This window comes from Micromonospora sp. CNZ309, from assembly GCF_002846525.1.
Genome location: NZ_PJNG01000001.1, coordinates 5,101,898 through 5,117,617, shown reverse-complemented (window position 1 = coordinate 5,117,617; position 15,720 = coordinate 5,101,898). Strand labels below are relative to the sequence as shown.

17 protein-coding genes and 1 pseudogene are annotated in these 15,720 nt (G+C 68.1%); 11 read left to right on the top strand and 7 right to left on the bottom strand.

Annotation, left to right across the window (positions count from 1 at the left end; genetic code table 11):
• Window positions 1–25 precede the first annotated feature (25 nt).
• From CLT72_RS21555 to CLT72_RS21545, 3 genes are read left to right on the top strand one after another with little or no spacing between them, the layout of a single operon-like run.
• Window positions 26–1,174, top strand: a complete 1,149-nt coding sequence (locus CLT72_RS21555) for a lanthionine synthetase C family protein (protein ID WP_101413328.1) — start codon at window positions 26–28, stop codon at window positions 1,172–1,174.
• Window positions 1,171–2,118, top strand: a complete 948-nt coding sequence (locus tag CLT72_RS21550) for a thiopeptide-type bacteriocin biosynthesis protein (RefSeq protein WP_486484302.1) — start codon at window positions 1,171–1,173, stop codon at window positions 2,116–2,118. Before CLT72_RS21555 ends, CLT72_RS21550 begins: the two co-directional genes overlap by 4 nt.
• Window positions 2,115–3,287: a hypothetical protein gene (locus CLT72_RS21545; protein ID WP_101413326.1), complete on the top strand. Its 1,173-nt coding sequence runs from the start codon at window positions 2,115–2,117 to the stop codon at window positions 3,285–3,287. The genes CLT72_RS21550 and CLT72_RS21545 overlap by 4 nt, the downstream gene beginning before the upstream one ends.
• 103 nt (window positions 3,288–3,390) lie before the next feature.
• Here CLT72_RS21545 and CLT72_RS21540 read toward each other — a convergent pair whose 3' ends face one another.
• Entirely contained in the window at window positions 3,391–4,152 is a 762-nt protein-coding gene (locus CLT72_RS21540) for a hypothetical protein (RefSeq protein WP_199184618.1), read from the bottom strand.
• 365 nt (window positions 4,153–4,517) lie between these two features.
• The gene (locus tag CLT72_RS21535; RefSeq protein ID WP_101413325.1) at window positions 4,518–5,438 is read right to left on the bottom strand and encodes a hypothetical protein; all 921 of its coding nucleotides are present in this window, start codon (window positions 5,436–5,438) and stop codon (window positions 4,518–4,520) included.
• Between the two features lie 54 nt (window positions 5,439–5,492).
• Between CLT72_RS21535 and CLT72_RS21530 the strand changes: the two are divergent.
• A pseudogene (locus CLT72_RS21530) lies at window positions 5,493–5,709 on the top strand (transposase); the annotation flags it as partial.
• A gap of 228 nt (window positions 5,710–5,937) precedes the next feature.
• Here the strand turns inward: CLT72_RS21530 and CLT72_RS21525 are convergent.
• From CLT72_RS21525 to CLT72_RS21510, 4 genes are read right to left on the bottom strand one after another with little or no spacing between them, the layout of a single operon-like run.
• Window positions 5,938–6,159, bottom strand: coding sequence for a hypothetical protein (locus tag CLT72_RS21525; RefSeq protein ID WP_101413324.1), 222 nt, complete (start codon window positions 6,157–6,159; stop codon window positions 5,938–5,940).
• Between the two features lie 33 nt (window positions 6,160–6,192).
• On the bottom strand, window positions 6,193–6,651 hold the full coding sequence (locus tag CLT72_RS21520) for a PCC domain-containing protein (RefSeq protein WP_101413323.1): 459 nt from the start codon (window positions 6,649–6,651) through the stop codon (window positions 6,193–6,195).
• The gene (locus CLT72_RS21515; RefSeq protein ID WP_486484301.1) at window positions 6,644–7,729 is read right to left on the bottom strand and encodes an asparaginase; all 1,086 of its coding nucleotides are present in this window, start codon (window positions 7,727–7,729) and stop codon (window positions 6,644–6,646) included. Before CLT72_RS21515 ends, CLT72_RS21520 begins: the two co-directional genes overlap by 8 nt.
• A gap of 42 nt (window positions 7,730–7,771) precedes the next feature.
• Complete coding sequence (locus CLT72_RS21510) at window positions 7,772–9,241, bottom strand: XRE family transcriptional regulator (RefSeq protein WP_144082306.1); 1,470 nt, start codon at window positions 9,239–9,241, stop codon at window positions 7,772–7,774.
• A gap of 890 nt (window positions 9,242–10,131) precedes the next feature.
• Here CLT72_RS21510 and CLT72_RS32015 point away from each other — a divergent pair.
• From CLT72_RS32015 to CLT72_RS21475, 7 genes are all read left to right on the top strand, one after another.
• On the top strand, window positions 10,132–10,281 hold the full coding sequence (locus tag CLT72_RS32015; protein WP_158242059.1) for a hypothetical protein: 150 nt from the start codon (window positions 10,132–10,134) through the stop codon (window positions 10,279–10,281).
• Between the two features lie 169 nt (window positions 10,282–10,450).
• A complete protein-coding gene (locus CLT72_RS32010) occupies window positions 10,451–10,597 on the top strand; it encodes a hypothetical protein (protein ID WP_158242058.1) in 147 nt (48 codons plus the stop codon).
• Window positions 10,598–10,616: 19 nt separating this feature from the next.
• Complete coding sequence (locus CLT72_RS21495) at window positions 10,617–11,351, top strand: GOLPH3/VPS74 family protein (RefSeq protein ID WP_486484300.1); 735 nt, start codon at window positions 10,617–10,619, stop codon at window positions 11,349–11,351.
• Window positions 11,352–11,390: 39 nt separating this feature from the next.
• Window positions 11,391–12,884 carry an APC family permease gene (locus tag CLT72_RS21490; protein ID WP_101413318.1) on the top strand — a complete coding sequence of 498 codons (1,494 nt, stop codon included), beginning with the start codon at window positions 11,391–11,393 and terminating at the stop codon, window positions 12,882–12,884.
• 12 nt (window positions 12,885–12,896) lie between these two features.
• The gene (locus tag CLT72_RS21485) at window positions 12,897–13,553 is read left to right on the top strand and encodes a GNAT family N-acetyltransferase (protein WP_101413317.1); all 657 of its coding nucleotides are present in this window, start codon (window positions 12,897–12,899) and stop codon (window positions 13,551–13,553) included.
• Window positions 13,550–14,095, top strand: a complete 546-nt coding sequence (locus CLT72_RS21480) for a hypothetical protein (protein ID WP_101413316.1) — start codon at window positions 13,550–13,552, stop codon at window positions 14,093–14,095. The genes CLT72_RS21485 and CLT72_RS21480 overlap by 4 nt, the downstream gene beginning before the upstream one ends.
• 181 nt (window positions 14,096–14,276) lie before the next feature.
• Window positions 14,277–15,167: a hypothetical protein gene (locus tag CLT72_RS21475; protein WP_486484299.1), complete on the top strand. Its 891-nt coding sequence runs from the start codon at window positions 14,277–14,279 to the stop codon at window positions 15,165–15,167.
• A gap of 166 nt (window positions 15,168–15,333) precedes the next feature.
• On the opposite strand, the gene CLT72_RS21470 is transcribed toward CLT72_RS21475, so the two are convergent.
• Window positions 15,334–15,540: a hypothetical protein gene (locus tag CLT72_RS21470; protein ID WP_144082305.1), complete on the bottom strand. Its 207-nt coding sequence runs from the start codon at window positions 15,538–15,540 to the stop codon at window positions 15,334–15,336.
• Between the last annotated feature and the right edge of the window lie 180 nt (window positions 15,541–15,720).

Below are 15,720 nucleotides of genomic sequence, written 5' to 3'. Positions count from 1 at the left end.
CCCTGTCGGTGCCGAACCACCGACGATGGGCGGCCCGGATGCCGTCCGCCAGTCGCTGTCCACCGGCACGGCAGGGATCGCTCTGCTGCACCTCGAACGCGCCCTCACCGGTACCGGATCCTGGCCAGACGCGCATGCGCAGACCCGGGCAGCGGCCACCGGGCCGCTCGACGGCGGCCAACACACCGGCTTGTACTACGGCACCCCAGCCATCGCATTCCTCCTGCACTGCGCCGCCAAGGCCGACGACCGCTACGAAACAGCCGCAGCGACCCTCGACCAACACGTCGCCCGGCTTACCCGTCGCCGCCTTTCCGCCGCCACCGCCCGAATGCGGCACGGCGGCGCGGCCTCGCTCGCCGAATACGACCTGTTCTACGGCCTCACCGGCATCGGCGCACTACTGATGCAGCGTATGCCCACCAGCGACACTTTCGCCGATCTGCTGCGATACCTGACTGTGCTGGTCCGCCCGCGGCAGCAGGACGGCCTCCTGCTGCCCGGCTGGTGGGCCGCCCACAACCCCGACCCGACCCTGCCCACGCCGGGTGGACACGCCAACCTCGGGATGGCCCACGGAGCGGCGGGCATCCTCGCCCTGCTTGCCCTCGCGGCGCGCCACGGCCACGTTGTGAACCACCACGCCGAGGCCATCGACCAGCTCACCCGCTGGTTTGACCGATGGCGCCAGCACGACGCCGACGGCAGCACCTGGTGGCCACAGTGGCTCACCCTCGACGACCTACGAACCGGTCGCGTAAGCCAGCCCGCACCGGGCCGGCCGTCCTGGTGCTACGGCACCCCCGGCATCGCCCGTGCACTCCAGCTCGCCGCGACCGCCACCGACGACCCGGCCCGCCGCGCCGATGCCGAACACGCGCTCGCCGCCTGCCTTACCGACCGGCACCTCAACCGGCTCACCGACCTCGGCCTCTGCCACGGCCTCGCCGGCCTCTACGCAACCGCCCACCAGGCCGCTGCCGACGCCCACAGCCCAGCCCTCAAGCAACAGCTACCCGCCTTGGCCACGGCCATACAGAAGGCCGCCCACAACCACGACCAGGACGGCAACGCCGGGCTGCTGACCGGCCACGCCGGCATCCACCTGGCAGCCGAGACCGCGCGGCACGGCACCACCCGCACTGGATGGGAAACATGCCTCCTGATCACGTGACCACCACACCACTGGCCGCCAGCGTGCTCAACGTGCTCGCCGGCACCCCGCTGGAGACCGCCGCGGCGACCGCAGCCATCGATCCAGCCGACCTCGCCGACGCCGTCACCACCTACCACCTGGCCGGCCGCGCCGCGCTTCAGGAACACGCCGACGGCCACTGGTACCAGGTACGCGTCGAATTTCCCGACTGGGACACCGCAGAGACGACCGCAGTCACCTCGCTCGGCCCCCGGCTCGACCACCTCACGAACGAGGGCGCATGCGGCGGCTGGTGGTTCCTGCGCAAACATCCCTGCTGGCGCATCCGCTTTACCCACGCACAGGTCGACGGCGTCAACCAGGTACTCAACGAGCTCACCGCAGCCGGGCAACTCACCAGGTGGTGGCCCAACCTGTACGAACCGGAGACCACTGCCTTCGGCGGCACATCCGGAATCCAAATCGTGCACGACCTGTTCTGCGCCGACAGCCACGGCGTCCTCAACTACCTCCGCCAACCGCAGCCCGCCCTCGGACGCCGCGAGCTGTCCCTCCTCCTGCTTAGCGGCCTCCTACAGGCCGCGGGGCTGGACTGGTTCGAACGCGGCGACGTGTTCGCTCGGATCGCCCAAATGCGGCCCCTCGACAACATCGCCGACAGCCGACTCGACGCACTCACAGCCAGCGTGCGCGGGCTGCTCGCTGTAGCGCCCGACACGGACAACTCCCTGTTCGGCGCTGGCGGTGTGGTTCCCTTCGCCGCGCCATGGCACACCGCGTACACGTCCGCCGGCCGCGCACTTGCAGCTGCCGCGAAGGCCGGCACCCTCAACCGCGGTCTACGAGCTGTCGTCAGCCACATCGTGATCTTCCACTGGAACCGGCTCGGGCTGCCCGCCCACACCCAAGGCATCCTCGCCCGCGCCGCGCTCGAAGCGTTCCTGCCCCGGAGCCGACCATGAACACCGCTGTCAACCCCACCACCATCCCCGTCGTCATCCGTCGCTTCCCACTCCTCGGCAGGCCCCGACCCGCGTGCTCCGCCCTGACCGACCGTGTCGCCGAGGTCGCCGAGATCGCCGCCAACGCAGCCGCACAAGACGACAACGGCATGGCCGACGCCGCACACGCCCTGAACAAAGCCGCGCTAATCGCCAGCGACTGCGGCCTGACGGACCTGGCCCGCCAATGGTGCTGGCAGCACATCGACATCTACCGGCAATGGGACTCCCTCAGCGTCTTGCAGGCCAGCTACCTGCTCGAACCCGTCCTCAACCTCGCCCGCCTGCAGATCCGCGCTCGTCAGCCCGCACTGCAACTATTGAAGGCGATGAGCCAGGCCGTCACCACAGGCACCAACCTGATCATCGACGGGCACACACTGCCACTGACCAACCTGACCGGCGCCGCAGCCGAACTCGGCAAGCTCCGCCAGTGGACCTGGCTACAACACCTCAGCGAGGGCATCCGCATCCTCGCCCTCGCCGGCCGGTGGGACGACGCCGTCGAGCACGCCAAAACCCTCAACGGCATCGGACTGCACCTGATGGAAGGACGACAAGCCACGATCATCGCCCACCTTCTGCACGAGGAAATCGAAGCCGCCCGCGCGATCCTCGACGACAGCGCCATCACCCAACCGTGGGAACATCAGGTCGGCTCATGCCTGACCGCCATGTGCGCAGCACCAGGAACGGCCAGCCATCAGATATCCGCCATGGTCGATCAATTCCTCGCGCACGAACCCGTCGACGGATACGCCGTCTATCGAGCCCGTTGGGGCCTCACGGCCGCCACCCTGTCCAGCGGCCACCACGAAGTCGCAGCTCAACACCTTCTCCACCGCCTGGCGACCGAGGTTCTCGAAGCAGCCGACGGATACGCAGCCCGGGAAATCCTCGGCCACCGCACCGGCCTACAGATCAAGGAGCCGCAAGAGCAAGCTCTCGCCCGCATCGTGGCAGCAGCCGGCCTAGGGGCCGGTGCCATACCAGAAACCACCCTACGAACGCTCAACGGCGCAGTGGAGATCGCGCGCGACGCCTTGGCCCGCTCCGTCGGGTTGCCTATAGGTCTGGCGACGCCACGGAAGAGGTCGCGGCTGCGGAAACTCGGTGAGCCGGCGCCGTAAATCGCGCCGATAATCGAGCTCCCTGTCGCCGGTGCACGCGCCGCCCTCGCCCGTGGCAGTGACCAACCGGTCAACCTCGGTTGGCGGGCACCTAGAGCGCGTTTCACATATAGACCAGTCGGGTGTGTTGAAGGTACGGCGCTGTTGCCGGGTGGCGGGTGCACCTCGAGTCAGGCGGCCAAGCATGCCGCCAATGGCGGCCCAGCGGATTATGGCTTCCGAGGTGGTGGGTGGCGGTGAGCGCGGTGGCGGCGACGATTGGTCCCACGCCGGTCAACTGCAGCAGGTCCGGTCGCCAAGAGCGGACGATCGTCCGGATCGCCTTCTCGTGTTCGGCGGCTTCGGCTTCGAGGAGACGGACGCGGCGGGCGAGGTTGCGCAACACGCTCAGGCAGGTGAAGACCTCGACGTCGACGCTGGTGGTGGGGCGTAGTCGGTGGCGGTGGTGAGCATGAGCCGGGTGCTCTGGCCGCGGAACCGGGCCCGCGCCACCTCGGGACTGGTGATCACCAAGGCCGTGCAGTTGCCGTTGGGCGGTGGCGCTGGCCTCGACGGCGACGAGGCGGGCGGTCAGCCGTGCTTGCAGCGCGGCCCGTTCGGAGCCGGTCTTGGGTTGCGCCAGGCGGGTGCGGGCCAGGGCGTCGCGGGCGGCGCGTTCGGCGTCGATCGGGTCGGACTTGGTCCCGCCACTGCGGGCTGGTCGCACGGGCCGGTCCAGTTCGACGACCAGCTCACCACGACTGGCCAGGTGCCGGGTCAGGCCGGCGCCGTAGCCACCGGAGCCCTCCAACGCCCAGGCCCGCAGCCCCGAGTGTTGCTCGGCCAAGGTCATCAGTTCGGCGTAGCCGTCGGGATCGGCGGTCACTGTGGTTCTGGCGAGGACTCCGCCGGTGCGAGTGTCGAGCAGTGCGGCGGTGTGGGGTCTTTGTGGGTGTCGACGCCGATGACGACTTCGACCAGTTCTGTCAGCATGGACATGCGTTCTCTCCTCACCGTGGGGACGCGAGGGTCCGGTCCGGTGCGGAGATGGCAGGGCTGTGATGAGACATGCCAGCCGGTAACCGGCGGTCAAGCTCCTGATCAGGCCAAACGTCTCCGGCCGGGCCGCCGCCGGCAGCAGCAGGCGGACAAGTCCTTTCAAAGGCACAAACGCTAGTCAGGGCAAGAGTCACGCCCGCCACCACCAGCTGTCAGCTCACCACTGCTGAACCGACCCCGCCACCCTCACAGTCAGGCCAGCCGACGCCTGACGGCCAGTAGGCGGCGTCCGACGTTGTGCTCCCAGAGCTGGTTGGCTACCTCGTCCGGGGCGCTGCCCATACCGCCGAGGCACAGGCGCTGCTGCAACTGCCCGAACGCCACCACCGCCAGCTCGACGTTCTGGGTCAACTGCCGTGGGGTGATGGTCCAGCCTCCGGCGAGACGACGGCTCAGGATCCCGGTCATCTCCCCGTGGGCAACGGCGGAGTACAGCGAGTAGACCACCTCGTGGCCACCGCTGACCTTGCCGGCCAGCAGCGCCGTGACCCTTTCAGTCTTGCTCGGCAGCCTCTCGCCGGAGACGGAGAGCGGCTTGGTGGCGCGAGCCAGGCCCAGGTCGTCGATTCGAGTGATGAGCGTGCTGAGGTCCGCCTGCGCCTGCGCGATGTTCGGGGGTGCGCTGGCCTTGGTGTTCTTGAGCGTGGTCTTGTTCTCATCCCAGAGCACCAGGTAGGTGCGGGCGACCCGCTGCCGGACGGTGAGCTGCGGGTCCATGAGCCAGAAGGCGAACCCGGCACTTTCCAGGGCTGACCGGCACAGGACTGCCGAACCCAGCTTCGGCACCGGCGGGGGGAAGGGCGGCTCCAGGAGCTTGCGGATGCCGGTCAGGTAGTCCTCGACCGCGAGCATGCTCAATTGCGCCATCTCGAACGCCATAGTGGGTTCCTGCGGGCCCCAGGGAGCCCCGTGCACATCGACCTCGGTGTTCGCCAGCTCGTCACGGAAGGGCGAGCCTGGCCGGGGCTGCCAGAACGCCGGGTCGAGCCGGCGCACGGCGGCCCGGCTGGTGAGGTCGAGCACCTCCCGCAGCTGACCCAGCAGCCAGTCCCCGTCCGGGCTCGTCGTCTGCGCAGCCGGGAAGCCCGGAGCGAGGGGGAAGGACGTCGTCACCCCTATAGGATGACAGTTAACTCCACACATTGGATCTGCGCGTGGCCTCGGTGACCCGCAGGTGTGCTGATCGTCGACGACACCGGGTCCTGAAGAAGGGCGTGCGGTCGGTCGGGTGTAACGCCAGTACTCCGGCACCGCCGACCGGACTGATAATTGCCAGGTCGGAGTGTTCCTCGCCAACCGCTCTGGCAAGGGTCACGCGCTGATCGACCGGCAGTTGTACCTGCCCCAGTCCTGGCTCGACGACCGGGACCGGTGCCGGGCCGCCAGATCACTAACAGCAGTGTGGCTGATCCGGCGCCCCTCAATGGGCATCACGGACTGGAGCAGGTCGCCCGCAGGCAGCAGGTCGACCAGCGAAGCTGTGCCTGGGGCGTCGCGGTCAGGATCGGCAAAATCTGGTGCGCCGGTACGACGCGGGCTGTAGAGGCCGATGTCAGCGTCGGTGGCGGCACCGAGCACCTGGCGAAAGGGCGGTGCGGCGCTCCCGGCTGGGTCAGCGATGTTCCCCACGTTCGAGTTTGCCGACCCAGCGGTGGTCAACGTAGTGGGCGGTGAGGCTTCGCCCGGGGTAAAGGCGGTCGAGGGCGACGTTGATGGCGTCGGCTAGCTCGGCCCGGGACATCTGCTGGCCAAGCCGTCGTGGCGAGGTCCGGCGCTGGCGGGCCTGGGCGAGCAGGGTGTTGCGCGTGATGATGGTGTCGGGATGGCGGGACATCTACGCCTCCCTCCGTAGGCCGACTCTGGATCCTCAGCCGAAGCGTAGTTGTGGTACGTCGTACAGGTCCGCGTTCGGTAGACGGCGCATGACCGGCGAATCAATCTCGATGATCAGCATTTCCGTCAGGAATTGGACCGTGGCCTCCAGCAGGTGGCTGGTGTGAGCGGTGGCGCTGTGTTCCTTGAGTCCGGCGGTGATGTGAATGTGAGGGAGGATCCTCTGGGCGGTGTTGTCCCAGGCGATGGTGCCGCCACCGAGTGCTTCCACGTTCTCGAGGTCGACGTGCGTCCATACGGGGGCGTCGGGGTTGTCGAGGCGTTGACATGTGCCGACGACCTTCGCCCTGCTGAGGCCGGCGATGAACATGGGGATATAGCCCTGTTTAATGCCGTGGGCGCGGCAGGCGTCGGCGAGGGCGGTGAAGAAGTCGTCGCCGTGGTCGAAGACCACACCGATCATCCGTCCTGCGGTCAGGTTGTGGCTACGCATGCGGGGTGGCTGTCTCCGTTGGGTCACCGGTCAGGGGTGGTGCCGGCCAAGGCCAGGAGGAAAAGGCATCGAGGTTGCCTGCGACTGCGATCGCTGAAGCGATGTACTGCGGCTCGACTTGGGCGTTGAGAAGCACGCGGAGCAGGATGCGGGCTTTGTAAGGGTGTAGCCAGCCTGCGGGGATGAGCCCGCGGGCGAGGAGGTCCTGCTCGGAACCGGGGAAGCCGTAGGTGCGGGTGAGCGTTGGGCCAGCCGGGGTGCGGGAGGCAAGGACGACGGGGATCCGTGCGGCGAGGGTGGAGAGGGTGTCGACGAGGGGTTCGGGTACATGGCCGACTCCGAATCCGGCGACGACGAGGCCGTCGCAGTGCCGGCTGATGGCGTCGAGGAGAGTGGGATCCTCGTCGAGGCTGACTGTGTAAAGGCCGACGCGCGCACGTGCGGCCTGAGCGAGGGTAGGGATGGTAAGCCGACATGGCACGCAGGTCAGCAGCCTAAGGGCACCTTCCACGACGGCTCCGATGGGACCGGTGTCCGGCGAGCGGAAGGTATCGCCGTGGGTGGAGTGGGTCTTGGTGACCCAGCGAGCGGCGTGAACTTCATCGGCGAGGACGACGAGGCAGCCTTGGGCCCGAGCGGCCGGGGAGGCAGCGGTTTGGATGGCGGCGAGGAGGTTGGCAGGGCCGTCCGCGCCGGCCATGGTGGGATTGCGCATCGCGCCGGTGACGACCACGGGTTCGGCGCGTCGGTGCAACAGGTCGAGCAGGTAGGCGGTCTCCTCGATCGTGTCGGTGCCCTGGGTAACGACCACTCCGGTGGCACCTGCGGCAAGTTCGTCAGTCGCCGCGGTGGCGAGCTCGGTAACGTCTTCGAACGTGAGGGACGCCCCGGGGCGGCGGCGGAAGTCCACCACCTCGACGTCGATTCGAGCTGAGGCCAGTCCTGGTACGGCGTCGACCAGGTCGCGTGCGGACAGGTTTGGACTGACGCCTTCCCTGGTGCCGCTGGTCATGGCGATCGTGCCGCCAAGGCCGAACACGACCACCTTCGGCGCGGATGTTGTCGGTGTCGAGGGCACGACGGTTCCTCTCGGCGGTCGCCGCTTGTGCGCAGAAGCCTATTACGGCAGGGATCCAATGAAGCGGCACGCCTGGTCGACCCCGTCGAGGGAGAGTAGACGGCTGCGGGGCTCGGCGAGGCCTGCCAGACTGTACTGGCCGAGGTCGGCGCAGCGGCTTTGTAACCAGTTCCAGTCGAGGTTGAGGTAATCGGCAAGGTGGAGTAGCCGTCCGCCGGGCGTGTCGCTGGCGGTGATGGAGTGAGCTTGCACGTGGCCAATGGCGTCACGGTAGGCGGCGATGGCGTTGGGGCGGTCGGTGACATCAACGTGCCAGACTTCATCGGCACGGATCCAGGTGGCCATGATCGCTCGCTGCTTGTCTATGACGAGTCCCGGTAGCGTGGTGTATTCCGGGTCGTCCGTCACCGCAGTGTGGATCCCGAGGGATTCCATCAAGGCCAGGGCAAGCAGCAGCAGGATTCGTTCAGACGTTGACGAGGCGGCCACCGCGTGCGAAGGGAGGCAAAACATCCTGGTCATCGGCTGGGACGCGCTTCGGTACCGTTCGGCGGTCTCGCGTAGGTACCGCAGCTTGTGGCGGAATAGCAGCCATGTGCTGGCTTCCTCCCCGCGTTGCTCCCGCGTCCAGTAGGTGGGCACGTCGGACAGGAGATGGTAGTGGCGGCGGATGTGGTCGGCGCAGAATGCCGATCCGATCCACAGCCGTGACACCGAATCCAACTCTTCAGCGATATCGCGGCTCGCGGCAGATCTGTCCATGTCCCTGTATGGAGATGCGGCTGCCTGCGCGGTGTCCAACCGGGCGTCGTCGAGCAGTAGCGACGAATCGAGGTTTGCCACCGCCCACAAGACTCCGGCCGTGATCGCGTCGAGCTGGTATGCGCGAGGGATGAGCAGCCGGGTGTCCCGACCCGCTTCGACCAGGTGCTGGTACGCCCGCCGAGAGTCCAGCGCGAAGACACCGACACGATCCGGCCTATCGACATGCCCAAGGATGAGCCGCCGTTGAAGGGACCGACGCCATCTCTGTTCCGTGCCGGCATGGGTGATCGTGGCGAGGACGCGACCGTCGTCGACCGCCGGGTACAACTCGATGTCGATCGTTGTTCCAGGGAAGTGTTGGCCTGTCGGGGCCGAGATCGTTCGGCGGGAAGAACGGTCATCGTCGGGCAGCAGTTGGCGTCCAAACGTGGGGGCACCGAGTTGCAGCAGATCGCCGACGGGAAACAGGTCGCGCCTTGGGGCGGAACGATCAACCTGCTTCCGTTCATCGATGTCCGTTCGGAGGTCGCCGGAGCGCCGAGGACTGTAGAGGTCGAGATCGGTGTCGCTGGCGGCATCGAGCGCGAGCCGTAAAGCGGCACGGCGTTCCTCGCTGGGCCAGCGGTGCTCCCCGCGTTCCAGTTTGCCCACCCAACGGTGGTCCACGTAGTGAGAGGCGATGTCCCGGCCTGGATAGAGCCGATCCAGGGCGGCGTTCACAGCATCGGCCAGTTCGGTCCGGGACATGCGCTGCCCAGGCCGCCGGGGTGATGGCAGGCTAGCGCGTTTCGCGGTGAGCAGAGCGTTTGGCGTAATCAACGTCTCCGGGTGACGAGGCACCGGCACTCCTCCCCCTTGGACACACTGGACTTTTGCGGTTGGGCTAACACGCCAGCTAGGGCGGTATGAGCTGCCGCCCCCCACCGCCGCCATCGTGGCGAGGCGCACACCGACAGTCAAGGAAGCGTCGGGCGTGGCCGCCGAGACGGGAAGGCCAATCTCGGCGTCACGGGTGCTGGACAACGTACGGCCTGAAGTGGTTCATCGGCAGCCTCCAAGGATCACTCCGGGCCCGGTCGACGGTCGGTCGGCCGGGGGGGAGCGGTCAATGTAACCCCGCCCAACCCGGCAGATGATCTTCAGGCGAGTAAGCGGTTCGACCTTTTTCCCAGGTCATCCGCTGGTCGGACCGAAAGTCGGTACGTGAAGTCGGACGGAAGGTCGGCATTCCCAGCTCCGCGCGGTTCCGTAATCGTTGATTTGCAGCGAGCTATTCGTCAATTCACAGAGATGCACGAGGAAGGGTCAATGCGCCGGATGAAGTGGTGCGTGCCGAGGGGAGGCCCGGGCAGCGCACCGTCGTTGAAGGAGGTAGCGCCGATGCGGTGCGAGTGGTTCGCTCCCGCCCGCGACGGTGAGCCCTACAGCCCCTTCGGCCTCGACTGTGAAGGCGCGGCCACGCTGTACGGCGACCGCAGCGGCTGCAATTTCGCCGGGCCGGGTCGAGCCGATCAGGGGGCCGAGGATCTCGCCCAGCGCAACCGTGATTTCTGGATGGCGGCCGATCGGGTTACGACTACGACGAAGCCGTCTCCTCGGCGGCGGCTGCTCCCGGTCCGGCCGGAGGGGCGGTCAGCGTGAACTCGACCGCGCCGATCCCGCAGATCGAGCCGGGCGTCCTGCTGACGCTTGACGGTGACGACTGGTCTGAGGGCCGTGACCTGATTCCCGGCGGCCGGGTCGAGGTCGTCGTCACCGGCCTGCACACCGACGGCAGCGACCACTGAGTGTGGGTGTCCGGTCACCGCCCCGGGTGCTCCTACCCACACGTCGACGAGCATATGCCGTGCCTGGAATTGCGTGTTTGGCTGGCCACGCTGCGCCGCTACGGGAGTGTCCGGCATGAGCCGTAACAACGAAGGTTGCGGGCTCGCGGAGAGGCTTGAATCCGCGCGGATGACTGCCCGGCAGCACGCCGACGGCGGCACCTGCTTCCACTGCAAACCCGACGGCTGCGACCAGAACGCGTGGGCCCAACAGGAGCTCGCCGAGCATGCCCGCCGCGACCCGGCGGCAGCCCCGCACCCCGCCGAGAACACCTGACGCAGGAAGGCCCGCCGCCGTGCACACACACCCCGGTGCCCCCGATGACGCTGCCTGGCCCGTCGACATCCAGCCCGCCGAGCCGCAGCGTCTCGTGCGGGCGGTAGGCACCGTCCCCGCTCGACCCACGTTGCTCGCCGACGAGTTCTGGTTCATGGCCCACGACGACCAGACCGGCCGGCCACGCCTGTTCGAGTCCGCGCTGAACCACGGCCTAGCCGCCGCGCTGCTCGCCGAGCTGTACGGCGAAGGCCGGATCACCTTCAAGCAGGGACAGATCGAATTGCTCCAGCCCTGGCCGCCGAGGAACTGGTTGCAACACGTCGTGCTTGACCGGCTGATCGCACAGCCGCAGCACAGCGACACCCGGACGTGGTTGGCGTTCCTGGCCGCCACTGCCAGCGAGCAGGTCACCGACCGCATGTGGCAGGTCGGGCTGCTGCGACAGCAGCAGGTTGGCCGGCTGTGGCGTCAACGCACCATCTACGTGCCGACCGACATGAACGTCGCTGCGTCGTCGTGGGCGCGGCTGTCGGTCGACCTGCGTTTCACCCGCCGCCTCAACTCCTTCGACGTGGTGCTCGCGGGCCTGGCCTTGCACACCCAGCTGGACAGGGCCCTGCTCGACGGCGCGTCGCTGGCCGTCCGTACCCACTTGCGTCAGGTGGTCGCGCAGGCCCCACAACCGGTACGCGACCTGCTCGCCGACCTCGGCAGCGCGGTCGGCGGAAGCGTCCTGAGTCACCGCACCTGAGCGCGGTCAATCCCCACCACCCTTCCTGAGAGAGACCCGATGCGTACATCGAAACCCGACACCGTCTCGGCTGTGCTGGCACGCGGCCGCCTCGGGATCCCGTCCGTGGTGTTCTTCGTCATCGCCGCAGCGGCACCGCTGACCGTTGTCGCTGGTGGTGCGACCACCGGGTACGCCGTCACCGGCGTCGTCGGCATCCCCGTTTCCTACCTTGTCGTCGCCGCGATCCTGGCGCTGTTCGCCGTCGGCTACGTGGCCATGTCCCGGCGCATCGTCAACGCCGGCGCGTTCTACACCTACGTCGCGCACGGTCTCGGCAAGCCGGCCGGCGTCGCCACCGCCTTCGTGGCGCTTCTGGCGTACAACGCGATGCAGATCGGCCTCTACGGCGGGTTCGGCGCGGTACTGGCCCAGTTCCTCCAGCACCGCTACGGCTGGAACTCCACTTGGTGGCTGTGTGCCCTCGCCGCGTGGGCTGCCGTGACCGTTCTCGGGCTGTTGCGTATCGACCTCAACGGCAAGGTGCTGGCCGTCGTGCTCGTCGCCGAGTGCGCTGTCGCGGTCGTCTTCGACGTCGTCATGGTCAGCAACCCGGCCGCCGGCGGTGTCAGTTTCGACACCCTCGCCCCGTCGCACATCTTCGCCGCCGGTATCGGTGCGGCGCTGGTCACCGCGATCACGGGTTTCGTGGGCTTCGAAGGCACCGTCGTGTTCAGCGAGGAGACGAAGGACCCGCGCCGCACCGTACCGCGGGCCACGTACATCGCGGTGGCGGTCATCGGTCTGCTCTACGGGCTGTCCGCGTGGGCGATGTCCGTCGCCACCGGCCCCGACAAGATCGTCGGCGCCGCGCGCGCCGACGGCACGGACCTCATGTTCAACCTGGTGTCGCCGCACCTCGGCAGCAGTGTCGTCACCGTCGGCCGGGTCCTGTTTATCACCAGCCTGTTCGCCGCGCTGCTGGCGTTTCACCACACCGTCGCCCGGTACCTGTTCGCCCTCGGCCGCGAGCGGGTCCTTCCCGCGTGGCTGGGGCGCACGAGCCGCCGCACCGGCGCACCGAAGGCCGGCTCGATCGTTCAGAGCGTCATCGCGGTAGTCGTTCTCGCAGGCTACGCGGTGGCCGGCGCCGACCCGATCGTTCACCTGTTCTTCTGGATCACCGTCACCGGTGGCCTTGGCGTGCTGATCCTGATGACCGTCACCTCCGCCGCGGTGGTCGGATTCTTCGCCCGCACCCCACACCGCGACGGCCTGTGGCGCACCGCGATCGCGCCCCTGGCCGCTGCTAACGCGCTGGCCGCCATTCTCGTCGTCACCCTCCAGGAGTTCGACGTCCTGCTCGGTGTCGCCGCAACGTCGCCGCTGCGCTGGTGGTTCCCCGCCGCCTACGGCATCGCCGCCGTCCTCGGCACCGTCTGGGCGGTGATCGTGCGCGCCACCCGCCCCGACGTGTTCACCGCGATCGGCCTCGGCGCGGACAGCGCCACCGCGCCAGCACGCACCCCCGGCACCACCCGCCAGCCGGCCTGACCAGGAGTGACCATGCAACCGAACAGCACCATCGCCGTCCGCCGGGCCGCACGTGAGGACGCCGGCGCGCTCATCACCGTGCTGGTGGAGGCGTTCCTCGACGGGCCTGTCGCCGACTGGCTCGTGCCCGACCTGAACGAGCGCCGCGCGGTCTACTTCCGCTACTTCAAGCTGGTTCTCCACTACGGGCTCCAGCACGGGCGCGTGGACACCACCTCCGACCTGTCGGCCGTCGCGATCTGGTACACCCGCGACGAGGTCCCACTGCTGGCATCAACCGACCACTACTACGCGGTGGAAAAGGCCACCGGCAAGTACGCGCCGAAGTTCCTGCTGCTCGACGCCATCTTCGAAACACACCACCCACACGCCCCACACGACTACCTCGCCTACGTCGCAGTCGACCCACGGCGCCAGAGCCGTGGCATCGGCTCGGCGCTGCTCACCACCGCCCACCAAACACTGGACGCGACCCATCGGGCGGCGTACCTGGAGGCCAGCAACACCCGCAACAGGGACCTGTACCTGCGCCTCGGCTACCGCCAAGGCGAACCGATCCACCTACCAACCCAAGGACCGCTGATCTGGCGGATGTGGCGCGGCCAACCGACCGACGGCACCCCCGCACCGTTCCCGACGGACCTCCTACCACGCAGGCGGCTACTGTGAGCGGCCCCGCCCTGGGCACGACCATCCGCCGGGCGACACCCCAGGACGTCGCCGCGATCACGGTTCTGCTGGCCGGCGCACTCGACGGCGACCCCGTCATCCAGTGGCTGCTGCCCGACCCCACCGAGCGCATCACCGTCCTGCAGCGCCTACTCGCCGTCGATATTGACCACGCGATCGAGACCGGGACCGTCGACGTGACGCTGAACCTCTCGGCGGTCGCGGTATGGCGCAGACACGACCCGGAGGCCCCGCGATGGCCGCTCGGAGACCACCACCTGACAACCTTCGCCGGCACCGCAGCCCACCGCCTGGCCACGCTGAACTCCGCCATCGACAGCTACAGGTCCTGGGCACCACACCACTGGCTGTCATGGCTCGCCGTACACCACGCCTTCCAGCGACAGGCCTCGCCAGCGAGCTACTGCGACGGCACCACCAGGTCGTTGACGGCACCGGATGGCCGGTCTACACGGTGGTCACCACCGCAGCGGCGCGGGACATGCTCCGGAAGCAGGGTTACCACGCTGCCCTGCCGCTGAACCTGCCCAGCGGACCGAAGCTCTGGCCCTTGAGCCGAGGGGCTCGCCCGGCCCGCCCGCCCGATGCTTCCCTCCGCTACTGCTAATTGACCGGTTACGCCGAACGGCCGCCAGGCCACCCGGACGGTTTGGCGCTCCGATCCCACCCGCAACGCCACGACCCAGCGAGGAACCACACCGCATGCTGATCCCCCGACGAAACGCCCCCACCCGCCTTGTGGTGGGTCTTCTCGGCAGCGTCATGCTCACCGCCTGCCAGTCAGGCCCCCTGGCCGGCCGGTCGACGCCGACACCAGCGGCGCCATCGCAAACGCAGCAGCCCACCCTCATACCACCCTCGGCCGCCACCGGACCGAACCTCACCGCGCAGCAACGCCTGACCGCCCTGGCGACCAGCGTCGCCGCCACACCGGCCGACGACACCACCGACCGGCCCTACACCTACCTGCACCTGCAGATGTGGAACCGCGCCACCAACGCGATCACCCGCACCGACCTGCGACGCTGGCGACGCGGCGCGGACAGTTCCGGACGCGAGAGCACCCGCCGGCTACCCGACATGCTCGGTGTCGACTACCGCCCCGACCCCGACGAGCGGGAACTGTTCACGCACGCCCCGCAAAAGACCACCCAGTACGGACGGGGCACGCTGCGCCACTACCTCCCCGAACCGCCGCCCACCGATCCCACCGCGCTTGCCCACGCGCTGGCGCCACCGATCCTGGCCGACGAAACCGCATACCCCCTCCTGCTCGCCTCCGGCATCGTCGGACTCGCCACCAGCCAATACCTCAACCAGGAACAGCGAACCGCTACCCTGCGGGTCCTGGCTGGCATCCCCACCATCACCTACCAGGGCGAGACCACCGACATCGCCGGGCGTACAGGCGTCGGCTTCGCGGTGACCGCCGACGGGTCGACCTGGCAACTGATCATCGACGAACGTACGGGCGAACTCCTGGCCGCCCAGGAACGCGTGACCGGCAACCGGCCAGGTCTGTTCTCGTACGTTCTTATCCTCGAACGCGGCCGCACCACCACCGAGGCCGACGAGCCGGGACTGTACAAATAACGGGCTGAATGACCGATCAAGGGAGAGACGCCAGATGACGACCGAGATCATCTCGGGGCAGGAGCCGGCCATCGGGTCGTTGAGTGCGGTCACGGATGAGTGTTCGGCTCGACAGCAGTGCCCCACCTTGCGGTAACAGGGCAGGGCACTGCTGGCTGACGAGGAGTTACTGAACGAGCTTATGGAGTCGGTTGGCTACCACCAGTCCGGTCAAAACCAGGGTGACAACTCCGCTCGCGACCCCCAGAACGATGCTGGGGCCGAGCCCCAACGCGGGGCCGGTCTGGATCGCTACGGTCAGGCCGGCAACGGCGGCCGCAGCAAGGCCGACGATCAACGTGATGACGAGGATGAGCAGATCCCGCTGTGTCAACAAGTAACGCTCGTCCCGTGTGGGCCCATCATCGACGGGCTTGGACTGTCGCGGGATAGGCCGCGAACCGCTGCGGCCGGATCCAGAAGTCCCGTTCACCGGCCCGCGCCGGCTGGATGTGCTCTTGTGCACTGTTGCTCCATCGCATGTTGTGGTCGTTCCTCGGACAGGCGAGACAAC

Bases quoted from the DNA above. Each gene is read 5' to 3' on its own strand.
- CLT72_RS21555 (WP_101413328.1), top strand. From the start codon at position 26: ATGGGCGGCCCGGATGCCGTCCGCCAGTCGCTGTCCACCGGCACGGCA.
- CLT72_RS21545 (WP_101413326.1), top strand. From the start codon at position 2,115: ATGAACACCGCTGTCAACCCCACCACCATCCCCGTCGTCATCCGTCGC.
- CLT72_RS21525 (WP_101413324.1), bottom strand. From the start codon at position 6,159: ATGTCCCGCCATCCCGACACCATCATCACGCGCAACACCCTGCTCGCC.
- CLT72_RS21520 (WP_101413323.1), bottom strand. From the start codon at position 6,651: ATGCGTAGCCACAACCTGACCGCAGGACGGATGATCGGTGTGGTCTTC.
- CLT72_RS21510 (WP_144082306.1), bottom strand. From the start codon at position 9,241: ATGTCCCGGACCGAACTGGCCGATGCTGTGAACGCCGCCCTGGATCGG.
- CLT72_RS32010 (WP_158242058.1), top strand. From the start codon at position 10,451: ATGACTGCCCGGCAGCACGCCGACGGCGGCACCTGCTTCCACTGCAAA.
- CLT72_RS21490 (WP_101413318.1), top strand. From the start codon at position 11,391: ATGCGTACATCGAAACCCGACACCGTCTCGGCTGTGCTGGCACGCGGC.
- CLT72_RS21485 (WP_101413317.1), top strand. From the start codon at position 12,897: ATGCAACCGAACAGCACCATCGCCGTCCGCCGGGCCGCACGTGAGGAC.
- CLT72_RS21475 (WP_486484299.1), top strand. From the start codon at position 14,277: ATGCTGATCCCCCGACGAAACGCCCCCACCCGCCTTGTGGTGGGTCTT.